General features: G+C 44.4%; 10 protein-coding genes and 1 pseudogene. 9 read left to right on the forward strand and 2 right to left on the reverse strand.

The genetic code is table 11. The annotated features are described in order from the left end of the window. Positions 1-414 precede the first annotated feature (414 nt). The 7 genes from AC3A14_RS22365 to moeB all read left to right on the forward strand — a co-directional run bounded on the left by AC3A14_RS22365 (position 415) and on the right by moeB (position 8,466). Positions 415-1,179, forward strand: coding sequence for a PEP-CTERM sorting domain-containing protein (locus AC3A14_RS22365; RefSeq protein WP_487779170.1), 765 nt, complete (start codon positions 415-417; stop codon positions 1,177-1,179). A 90-nt stretch (positions 1,180-1,269) separates the two neighbouring features. Further along, a complete protein-coding gene (locus tag AC3A14_RS22370) occupies positions 1,270-2,577 on the forward strand; it encodes an AAA-like domain-containing protein (protein ID WP_318735543.1) in 1,308 nt (435 codons plus the stop codon). A gap of 162 nt (positions 2,578-2,739) precedes the next feature. Beyond that, positions 2,740-5,004, forward strand: coding sequence for a ribonucleoside-diphosphate reductase subunit alpha (locus tag AC3A14_RS22375; protein WP_318735546.1), 2,265 nt, complete (start codon positions 2,740-2,742; stop codon positions 5,002-5,004). A 122-nt stretch (positions 5,005-5,126) separates the two neighbouring features. Further along, positions 5,127-6,161, forward strand: coding sequence for a ribonucleotide-diphosphate reductase subunit beta (locus tag AC3A14_RS22380; protein WP_318737357.1), 1,035 nt, complete (start codon positions 5,127-5,129; stop codon positions 6,159-6,161). A 226-nt stretch (positions 6,162-6,387) separates the two neighbouring features. Beyond that, on the forward strand, positions 6,388-6,603 hold the full coding sequence (locus AC3A14_RS22385) for a hypothetical protein (RefSeq protein ID WP_318735550.1): 216 nt from the start codon (positions 6,388-6,390) through the stop codon (positions 6,601-6,603). A gap of 150 nt (positions 6,604-6,753) precedes the next feature. Continuing rightward, positions 6,754-7,230, forward strand: a complete 477-nt coding sequence (locus AC3A14_RS22390; RefSeq protein ID WP_318700459.1) for a M67 family metallopeptidase — start codon at positions 6,754-6,756, stop codon at positions 7,228-7,230. A gap of 63 nt (positions 7,231-7,293) precedes the next feature. Further along, entirely contained in the window at positions 7,294-8,466 is a 1,173-nt protein-coding gene (gene moeB / locus AC3A14_RS22395) for a molybdopterin-synthase adenylyltransferase MoeB (RefSeq protein ID WP_318723064.1), read from the forward strand. Between the two features lie 109 nt (positions 8,467-8,575). Here moeB and AC3A14_RS22400 read toward each other — a convergent pair whose 3' ends face one another. Together AC3A14_RS22400 and trpS are read right to left on the reverse strand one after the other, a co-directional pair. Continuing rightward, entirely contained in the window at positions 8,576-9,466 is an 891-nt protein-coding gene (locus AC3A14_RS22400; RefSeq protein ID WP_318700457.1) for a methylenetetrahydrofolate reductase, read from the reverse strand. A 19-nt stretch (positions 9,467-9,485) separates the two neighbouring features. Next, positions 9,486-10,493, reverse strand: a complete 1,008-nt coding sequence (gene trpS / locus AC3A14_RS22405; protein WP_318735552.1) for a tryptophan--tRNA ligase — start codon at positions 10,491-10,493, stop codon at positions 9,486-9,488. Positions 10,494-10,674: 181 nt separating this feature from the next. On the opposite strand from trpS, the gene AC3A14_RS22410 reads away from it, so the two are divergent. Together AC3A14_RS22410 and AC3A14_RS22415 are read left to right on the forward strand one after the other, a co-directional pair. Beyond that, positions 10,675-10,989 (forward strand): hypothetical protein, encoded by a 315-nt coding sequence (locus AC3A14_RS22410; protein WP_318735555.1) that lies wholly within the window; start codon positions 10,675-10,677, stop codon positions 10,987-10,989. A 127-nt stretch (positions 10,990-11,116) separates the two neighbouring features. Beyond that, positions 11,117-11,293: pseudogene (locus AC3A14_RS22415) on the forward strand (ATP-binding cassette domain-containing protein); the annotation flags it as partial. Positions 11,294-11,346: the final 53 nt, after the last annotated feature.

Here is an 11,346-nt window from a genome sequence, read left to right on the forward strand (position 1 = left end):
CAAAGGTTTCTGTTCAGTAAAAGTGTTAACATAAACTCCTAGAACTTTTCTATACAGTTGTGCAGCGCGCGCATATCCGTATTTTTTGGACATGGCTTCCGCTTGAAAGGAAATTAGCCTTGAGTAAGGTAGCTCAGATTATGAATTACATCGCTTGACAAAAACAAAGATATATGTATTACAACTTACGTTTGGAACAACATAACTCATAGCGCAGTAATACTACTGTAGAGGACAGGAACCAACTTTAAAGGCTTCATAAAGGCTCAAAGAAACCATAGAGTCCTTTACTCAAAATTACTTACCTCCCTTTTCTCCTGAATCCTATGACATTTTAGTATGTTCATCGATGGGTCTATCGGTCATAGTGGAGCTATCGAAACAACACAGAAAGAGTTATAGGAGTCCCTACTAATGAATACAACTAAAACCTTAGCGATTACGGCTGCAACCTCTATTTTTGCTCTTATTGCAACTCAGCCTTCTGCTCAAGCCTATCGCCTCTTCTTCGGAGAAGACTTAAACAGTAGTAGCTCTACCCCCTTATTCAACACCCCTAATGCTTCCGCAGCCCAAGACGACTTTCTCTCTGGGTTAGTTGGTGTGGGAGTAGAAACCTTTGAAGGGTTTTCTGATGGTACAGGAGGACCAGTTAATCTCGATTTTGGCGTAGCGGGAGTCGCTACATTACAAGGAAATGGAGAGATTGAACACCAGGCATCTGGCACAGCAGGCTCAGGTCGTTATGCCATCTCTGGTGAAAAATTCTGGGAAGGTGCAGCGCGTTCTGGCGCGTTTTCTATTGATTTTAGTCAAGAGGTAGCAGCGTTTGGCTTTCATGGTGTAGATATTGGAGACTTTGGCGGTCAACTGTCCCTGACTCTAAATTTGGCTAATGGCGGTCAACAAACTGTAACAGTTCCTAATACCATAGGTAGCTCTGCTAGTACGGATGGTTCAGTTCTCTACTTTGGACTCATTGCTGAAAATGATGATGAACTGATTGATAGTCTCTCGTTCAGCATGACTACTGGGCAAGGAGATTGGTTTGCTTTTGACAATATGACCATTGGTAGTAAAGAACAGGTAGCCAAGACTCCTGAACCAGCTTCTGTCCTAGGCTTATTAGCGGTAGGTGCTATGGGCGCAGTCGCTGGACTCAAACGTAAAGCGAACTAGGTCAGTAGACTTCAGTAAATATATGTGAATTTATCACTCTTGTCTATAGGTGTGTATTATACTGAGTTACAGTGAACTCAATACGCACCTATGACCAGTTTTGAGAAAGCTTTGCAGTTTATTGAACAACGGTGGCTACAGAAAACGGGTAAGCGTTTAAGTCCGATTCAAAAAGCGATTCTCCACGGTTCCTGGGAAGAGGAAGCAATTCCTTATCATCAAATTGCAGTTCAGGAAAATTATTCCTCCCAGTACATTCAACAAGTGGCCGCTCCACAGATATGGCGTATCTTATCGGATATATTAGGGGAACCGGTTAGCAAAAAAAGTTTTACTTCTGTAGTAAAGAATTACCTGGCAACCAGCAATCTAAACAATGATTTACTTGAGGTTCCTGGAGATCGCCTCTCTCTTGACTCTGAGTTGTATATTAGTAGACCTATAGAGCAACTGGCTTTTCAAATCCTGTCTCATGCAGGAGGGGTTTTAAGTCTTGTGGGGTCTAGGAAAATGGGGAAAACTTCTCTGATGATTCGACTTGTGCATCGAGCAAGGCAAGAAAACCTGACAGTTATTCCCTTAAGTCTGGAACAGGTTGACCCACAGTTTTTAAAGAATCTAGATCCGTTTCTACGATGGCTGATTTATGAGTTATATCATCGATTGAACCTGCCACTTTCTGAAGGCGATTTTTCTAGGGATGGGTTAGGATGTAAAGGATTATCGACTCATTTACTAGAACACTTACTAAAGCAAATCCATTCCCCTTTAGTGGTTGTACTCGATCGGTTTGATTTATTATTCAATAATCTTTCAATTTCGATTGATTTCTTACGCTTGCTGAATTACTGGTATGAAGCTTCAGGATACGGATTGCCAGAAAGTGATGCTTGGCAAAAATTACGATTTATATTAGTGACGAGTACAGATATTTATGCTGAACTTAATCTTAAAAGTTCTCCTATACGAATGGGGAAATCGATTAAAATGCCTTACTTTACAACTTTAGAAGTAGATGAATTGACACGCCGCTTTAGGCTACAACTCACCTCTTCTGAAGTTGAGGAATTGATGCAGCTTACAGGAGGGCATCCTTATCTGGTAGGTTTGAGTTTATATGCTAGTTCTGAACATTATCTCAGTTTCAAGAGTTTTTTGAAAGATAGTCTTGATGGAGAGCTGATCTTCCACAAACATTTACATTTCTATGGGCAAATTCTCCAAAGGAATATTACTCTCTTGCATGGGTTTCAAGAGGCCGTTCAAGCTCAAGAAGCTGTAAGATTATCCCCATTTCTAGAGTTTCAGCTCGAAAGCTTGGGTTTGGTGAAGTTGGGAAAGAATGGGGTAACAGTAGCGAATGGGTTATATCGTCGGTATTTTGGCGATCGTCTTTAGATTGGCTTAAATAGATATGGCTTCACGGAAAGGTGAGTGATAAAGACAAAGTATTATCAGCTTCCAATCCACATATAGCGCAAAACTTAAATTTTGTCAAATTCTATCACTAAATGTGGAAAATGGAGTACATTAGAATCTTATCACTTCATTGATTCCCCTATGATGCAACCAACTCTCTCCATAACAGACCATACTCCTCACACAAACCCGATTCATGTGATTAAGCGAAATGGCACTCGTGCAGCTCTAGATGTCACGAAGATTCGCGCTGTTGTAGAGTGGGCTTGTTCGGGAACCCAGGCTAATCCGATTCCTTTAGAGGCTGGATTAACGACTCGTCTACGCAATGGGGTGACGACTAGGGAAATTCAGGAAAACCTCATCAATTGTAGCTTAGAGTTGTGTTCTCCGACAGAACCGGATTGGCGTTATGTGGCGGGACGGCTGCATATGTGGAGTCTGTGGAAAGATACTCTAGCGGGTAGGGGCTATCAATATGGCGATTATCCCCAAACGGTGGCTCGCAAGGTAGCAGCGAATGAGTATGATGAGCGAATTTTAACCTATACTCCCGATGAATTAGAAATTGCGGACAGTTGGATTAATCCAGATTGGGATACGGATTATGATTATGCTGGGGCAACACTGTTAACTAAGCGGTATTTGCTCAAGGATGAGTTGCCGCAAGAAGCGTATCTGACTTGTGCCCTCCTGCTCGCATCGGTGGAAGAACCCCAAAACCGCTTGAAGTGGGCGAAAAAGTTTTATGAGGCGATCGCCCAACGGAAGATTTCTCTAGCTACCCCCATCTTAGCTAACCTGCGGATTCCTGGGGGTTCTCTGTCGAGTTGCTTCATTACTGCCATGGATGACAACCTAGAGAGCATTTACGAAACCTTAACCGATACTGCCCGCATCTCCAAAAATGGTGGCGGTGTAGGGGTAAACGTGAGCCGTATTCGGGCAACGGGATCTTGGGTAATGGGTAAATCCAATGCTTCTGGAGGAGTTGTACCGTGGATTAAATTGCTTAATGATACAGCGATCGCCGTGAACCAAGGCGGAAGACGGGCAGGTGCAGTTACCGTCAGCCTCGATATTTGGCATTTGGATGCCTTGGAATTCCTAGAAATGCAAACTGAAAACGGGGATCAACGGCGCAAAGCCTATGACATTTTCCCCCAATTGGTGATTGCCGACGAATTCATGAGACGGGTTATTGCCAAACAAGATTGGACGTTAGTCGATCCCTATGAAGTGAAAAACAAGCTGGGCATCGATCTGCCCATACTCTGGGGTGAAGAGTTTGAGCAAGCTTATAAAACCATTGAAGCGGAAGTTGGCCGTACCCTGAACCTGTATAACCGGATTAATGCCAGGGAATTCTTTAAGACGATCATGCGTACTCAGGTAGAGACAGGTATGCCTTATCTGGCATTCAAAGATACCATTAACCGCGCTAATCCGAACTCGCATCAAGGCTACATTCCCGGCGTTAATCTCTGCTGTGAATCCTTCAGCAATGTCAGCCCTGGGATTGAGGCTCATTGTTGCAACTTGAATAGTCTCAATTTTGCCACCTTAGAGATAGAAGAACTACCTGACATTTGCCAAACGGCAGTACGGATGTTAGATAATACCATCGAAATTACCCATCCTCCGTTCTCAGCCAGCAAAACCCATAATCAGAAATATCGCACTATTGGTGTAGGAGCTATGGGATTAGCCGATTGGTTAGCCAAACGCCAGCTCTCCTATGAAGACTTGCCCCAAATGAGTCATTTATTTGAAGAGATGGGCTATTGGTGTACCCATGCGTCCATGGAATTAGCTAAAGAGCGTGGTGCTTATAATAGCTTTGCTGGGAGTCAGTGGAGCAAAGGAAATTTAATTGGTGCTAAACCAGTAGACTGGTTTCGGGAAAACTCCGAACAGCCCCAACGTTGGGAACAATTATCACAAGATATCCAAACATACGGCATTCGCAATTCCCATATTACGGCGATCGCCCCCAATACCTCCTCGTCCCTCGTCCAAGGTTGCACCGCCAGCATTCTTCCCACCTATAGTCGCTTCTTCTACGATAAATGGGCAAAAGGCAGCGTACCCATTGCTCCCCCGTTTATCACTAATTCCTTTTGGTACTACCAAGAAAACAAACACTTGGAACAGAAAAAAGTAGTTGCTGCTGTCTCCACTATTCAACAATGGATTGACACCGGTATTTCCATGGAACTCCTCTTCAATTTGAATACCGGTATCTATTTTCAGGATGAACCAGAACGCACTCTCAAAGCCAAAGATATTTTTGAAACCTTAATCATGGCTTGGGAACAAAAATGTAAAGCGGTATACTATGTCCGAACCGTACAACGGGATGACTTTAAAGAAGGATTAACGGATTGTAGTTCTTGCGCCAACTAACCCCATATTTGCAAAAAATGGACAATGGAAGTAGATTATAAACTGCTTCCATTTTTTTGTCATTCACTCCCAATCAGTCTACTCATATGATGAATCACAAACACCCAATTGATCGCCCAAAAATGACGGTCAACCCAATTTTTAACCCTGGGGGAAATGACGATACCGAACATCGAACTATTTGGTTTGGTGAAACCACTAATCTCATGCAACTCAATGATGTTCGCTATCCCTGGGCAGTCAGTCTTTATAAAATGATGCGGGAAAACTTCTGGATTCCCGAAAAATTGGATATTACCCAAGATGTGGTTGATTATTGGAATTTAACCCCAGAAGAAAGGAAAGCATTTGATGGAATTTTGTCCTATTTAACGTTTTTAGATTCTGTCCAAACCTGCAATATTCCTCATTTAAAAAGTACGGTTACTGCCCCAGAAGTGAGTTTGTGTATGGCAGAACAAATTGCCCAAGAGGGGATGCATAATCAGAGTTATCAATACATGATAGAGACCATTATTCCGTCAGAGAGAAGGAATGAAGTGTATGATTTCTGGCGCACCGATAAAGTATTGAAAGAGCGGTGTACGTTTGTAGCAGGACTCTATCAGCAATATATTGACGATCCTACCCCAGAAAATTACTTCGTTTCTTTGGTGGCAGATTATGTTTTGGAGGGGCTTTATTTTTACAATGGTTTTTGTTTTTTCTATAATCTAGCTTCGCGGATGTTGATGCCAGGAAGTGCGGATATTTTCAAATTGATTAATCGAGATGAATTATCCCATGTCCGTCTTTATCAAAAAATCATTCCGGAAGCGATGACGGTGTTTCCCCATTCGCTCGATCAAGTTTATGAAATGTTCGATCAAGCCGTGCGCCATGAATGTCAGTGGACAAACCATATTATTGGCAACCAAATCCTGGGAGTTACGGATGCGAGTACGGAGCAGTATACGAAGTACTTGGCGAATATTCGCTTAGGAGCGATCGGTCTTCCGCCTTTGTACGCGGATGATAAGTACAAGAAGAGTCCCTATGCTCATCTAGAGCGCTTTTCGGATACGAAGAAAGAAGGTCATACGAAGGCGAATTTCTTTGAAGCGGGAGTCACCAGTTATGTGATGTCCTCTGGAGTAACCGGATGGGATGAAATCTAGGAATTGCAAGCTGTAGCTCTCTTTGAGGTCGTTAATGTGATGGGGGTTTAGCGTCCCCAGTTGTGCGTTCGGCGATCGCCACGCTATGGTGATCCCCGTCGCCAACGCGGCTCAATTCCCATCACAGTTTTGCTCGTAAAAGATCATCATCAGCTATGAGGGGTATCACCCACTGTTCAGAAGAATTGGGAGAGGATAGGAACATAACGAATTAGGAAAAACAAGCATGTTAACTAGCACAGAAGGAGTATCCGACTACATCTCAGATCTTTTTGGCTCAGTTGGTTCTATCAACGCCATCTCTTTTGAAGAGTGGTTTTTCCTACAAACAACCTTCCAAATGCTCAGTTCTAACTGCGAAGAACACAAAGCAGTACATCGTATCTTAAGAGCGGTACAGCGAGGACAAATCAAAATTATCAGAGAATCCGTAGCCAGCTAGAGCAATGTCTAGGTCGATCGCCATCATACTCTGCATCGCGAAGCGATCGCCTTAATCTAAACAAAGTCCAAGTTTCGCGATCGCTTCCCCAGTGGCGATCGCTATGGTACAACTATCATACTTACATCTGATTATTGATATCAGGCCAAAATGCAGGTTAAATCGGAGCATCTAGAGATCATTCGCGCTCATGCACAGGAGTGTTATCCGCAAGAGTGCTGTGGAGTATTGTTGGGTAGGGTTGAGGAAGATAAGAGGGTTTTGGTAGAAGTGGTGCGGACGGAGAATGGTTGGAATGAAGAGATGGCAGAGCAGCTAGAAGAAATGGGGATGGGGGGAAAGACGAAACTGGAGCGGTATACGATCGCCCCCCAAACCCTGCTAACCTTACAAAAAGATGCCCGTTCTCGCCATCTCCAGATTGTGGGATTTTATCATTCCCATCCCGATCATCCCGCTGTGCCTTCGGAGTGCGATCGCCTCTTAGCTTGGCCAGATTACCACTATATTATTGTCTCCGTCATCCAAGGGCGCGCCACAGTGATTAACGACTGGGTTTTAGATAGAGATCGCCAATTCCAACCCTCGCAACTCGAAAATATTCTTAACACAGATACCCACGGGTGAAAGAGAGCGTTACAATAAGAGACTCAATATGGGAAATTCTTGCAACTTGTCCCCTAAACTTCTATGCTCAATCCTAATCTGGACGATATTCAACTCATCCCAGAAGAGTACGAACGCTACTCTCGCCATCTGATTTTGCCAGAAATTGGACTGGAAGGGCAAAAACGCCTCAAAGCGGCCAGTGTTCTCTGTATCGGTACAGGGGGTCTCGGCTCACCCCTACTGCTCTACCTAGCAGCAGCCGGTGTCGGACGCATTGGTATCGTTGACTTTGATATCGTCGATCGCTCTAACCTTCAACGTCAAGTCATTCACGGCATATCCTGGGTCGGGAAACCCAAAATTGAATCCGCTAAAAATCGGATTCACGAGATTAACCCCTCTTGCCAAGTCGATCTGTACGAAACACGCCTAAGTTCAGAAAACGCCCTAGAGATCGTTGAACCCTATGACATCGTAGTGGATGGAACGGATAACTTCCCCACCCGCTATCTGGTGAATGATGCCTGTGTTTTACTCAATAAACCCAATGTTTATGGGTCAATTTACCGGTTTGAAGGACAAGCCACTGTCTTTAACTATGAAGGGGGACCCAACTATCGCGACCTCTATCCCGAACCCCCACCGCCGGGAATGGTTCCGTCTTGTGCAGAAGGAGGCGTGTTAGGGATTCTACCCGGAATGATTGGAGTCATTCAAGCGACAGAAACTGTCAAAATTATCCTCGGTTCCCCAACAACGTTAAGCGGTCGTTTGCTCTTATATAATTCCCTAGATATGAAATTCCGGGAGTTAAAATTAAGACCCAATCCAGAGCGCCCGGTCATCGAAAAATTGATTGATTACGAGCAATTTTGTGGCATTCCTCAAGCCAGAGAACAGGAAGCTCAACAGCAATCGGCAATTCCGGAAATGACAGTTACCGAATTGAAAGCCCTGCTCGATAGTAGTGCCGACGATATACTGTTAATTGATGTCCGAAATCCCCATGAATACGACATTGCCCAAATTCCTGGTGCAGTATTGATTCCTTTACCGGATATTGAAGAAGGCACAGGGGTCGATAAAGTGAAGGAATTGCTTAATGGTCATAAGCTAATTGCCCATTGTAAGATGGGAGCGCGATCGGCTACAGCTTTGGGTCTTCTCAAAGAAGCAGGCATTGAAGGTATTAATGTAAAGGGCGGAATTTTAGCCTGGAGTGATGAAGTCGATCCTTCTGTGCCGAAATATTAATCTTTAGCGAGTAGAGAGTCCACTCCTTTATATCCACAACCTTAATAGAACAAGGGGCCCCTAGCCCCTTGTCTCCCAAGGAGAGATGAATGTCATATCAACCCAAAAATTAAGACAGAGGCCCAATATCAGCTAAATCCAAAATTTGGGGAATTAAGTCCTCACGCTTCACCGCCATCAGATGGACACCATGACAGATATTGCGAGCTAGTTTAATTTGTTCGGCGGCAATTTTCATGCCTTCTAAGAGAGGTTTTTCTGCATTGGCGAGGCGCTCGATCAAGGAATCGGGAATATGAACACCAGGCACACAACGCTTAACAAATTTGGCATTTTTAGCGGATTTGAGTAAGAAAATTCCGGCTAAAACAGGTTTATCCGAGCCGGCTGCAACTTGGGTCATGAATTTATCTAAACGCTCAAAATCAGTGACCATTTGACTTTGGAAAAACTGAGCGCCAGCATCTAACTTTCTTTTAAATCGTCGTTGCAATCCTGACCAACTGTCAAGTTGGGGGTCTACCGCAGCTCCCGCTAAGAGGTTGAGGGGGCCATCGGGGAGTTTTTTTTGGTGAGCGTCAAACCCTTGGTTGAGGAGGTCAATGACTTTCAACAGACGCACTGATTCGAGTTCAAAGACGGGGCGACCATCGCCATAATCTCCAGCCTTTGGCGGGTCTCCAGTGAGGGCGAGAATATTGTGAATGCCTAAAGCGTTGGCCCCCATGAGATCGGCTTGAATGCCCATACGGTTACGATCGCGGCAAGCCACTTGACAAATGGGTTCAATCCCTTGTTGCAATAAAAGCACGCTGGCAGCCAAAGGGCACATGCGTAAAACAGCACGACTTCCATCTGTAATATTGACGGCATGAACCCGGCCTTTCAGGTGTTTAGACATTTCTATCATATGGCTGGTGTCACCGCCTTTGGGGGGCATGACTTCAGCCGTGACTAGGAATTCTCCTGAATGTAAGGCTTGACGAAAAGAATTAACCATAATAAAAAAGTAATGTTATTTACAAGGGACTGGAATAGCCGAGGGCTTTTTTTACTTCAGCTAAGGTAGAAGAAGCGATCGCGTCTGCCTTGTGCCGACCTTGGCGCAAAACTGATTCTAGATACGGGCGATCGCCCATAATTTCCTGATATTTGTCTTGAATGGGTTTGAGCGCTTCTACCACGGTTTCCGTCAACAAGGGCTTAAATTGTCCCCATCCCATCTCTTGACATTCTGCTGCTACTGCTTCCTTCGTTTGTCCAGAGAGTAGCATATAGAGGCTCAATAGGTTATGACATTCTGGCCGGTCTAAATTATCAAATTCTAAGCCCCGAAAGGGATCGGTTTTACAGCGCTTAATTTTGCGGGCGATCGCCTCTGGGGGATCGAGTAAACTAATTCGACTTTGTTCGCTCGGATCGGACTTTGACATCTTTTTCGTGCCATCCGTCAAACTCATCACCCGTGCGCCTTCTTTTCTAATCAAAGGATTGGGTAACTTCAGTACCGTTTCTCCTTTGCCATAGAAATGATTAAAGCGAGCAGCAATATCGCGAGTGAGTTCTAAATGTTGTTTTTGATCTTCTCCCACGGGCACGCGATCGGCTTGATAAAGTAGAATATCTGCTGCCATTAACACGGGATAATCTAACAATCCTGTGCCCACATTTTCGCCCTGTTTAATTGCTTTTTCCTTAAACTGAATCATATCTTCTAACCAGTTTAGAGGGGTAATACAGTTAAGCAACCAGGTTAATTCACTATGGGCAGGGATATGGGATTGAATAAAAATGGTACTATGCTCTAAATCAATACCACAAGCTAGATAGAGCGCCGCAATGGTATAAGTATCGGCGGCTAGGGTTTCTGGGGTATGAGGAACTGTGATTGCATGGAGATCGACCACACAAAAATAGTTTTCATATTCGCTTTGTCCCTCAACCCAGTTCCGGATCGCACCTAAATAGTTACCGAGATGAAGGTTACCGGTGGGTTGAACACCAGAAAGAATGCGCTGTTTACTCATACTTTTGGGAAGGGACGGCAGAGGTCAAGGTTGGACAGGTTAGCTTAGGAATATAGCCAAAAACCAGGGTTAGGCGCTAACCTGCCCAGACAATGACGAGAGAGGTGGTTTTTGGGTATTAATTTTTATTACAATACACTAATCTGGAACAAATTGTTAAATTTTGAGGGTGAATTCAATCATGGACTCAAGATCCGACTCAAGAGCAGGGGAGGGCGATCGCCAGTACCTGCAAGAATGCATTGAGCTAGCCCATAAATTGGAAACCCATGAGAGGGCTAAAGCAGAATTTAGACAATGGTGCGATCGCCTGGCGCAAGACAATCCCCAAGCGGCTGCTCTGCTCACCCTCCTCTGGGACGAAGCGATCCGAGCGAACCGTTCTGCCCTCTTTTGGGAAGAACTCAGCAATGTAGAAAAGCAACTGTGCGATCGCATGACCGAAGAAACGATTCAGTTACAGCAAAACTATCTCCGTTTGGTGCAAGAGCAGTAACGTTGGTCATTACAGCGCTTTGCTCTGTATGTCATTGCGAAGGTTGCGCCAGCGGAATCAAGCAATCTCTTCCCTATTGCCTAGCGCAAAGCGCAAAGTACTATACTTACTGAACTCAATCATTGCCATGCCCATTATTGCTGACCACTTAAGTGGTGGATATCACCAAAACCCGATTGTTAAACAGATTAACCTGAGTTTAGAGACTGGAGAATGGTTGAGTTTAGTCGGGGCTAATGGCTCCGGTAAATCCACGTTTCTCAAACTATTGAGTCGTTTGCTCTCCCCCCAAGAAGGCGTTGTATAGCAGAGAAAGGGAGAGTTAGGACATAATAGAAAGATGAAGTTAGCGATCGT

The organism is Roseofilum sp. (genome assembly GCF_982964205.1).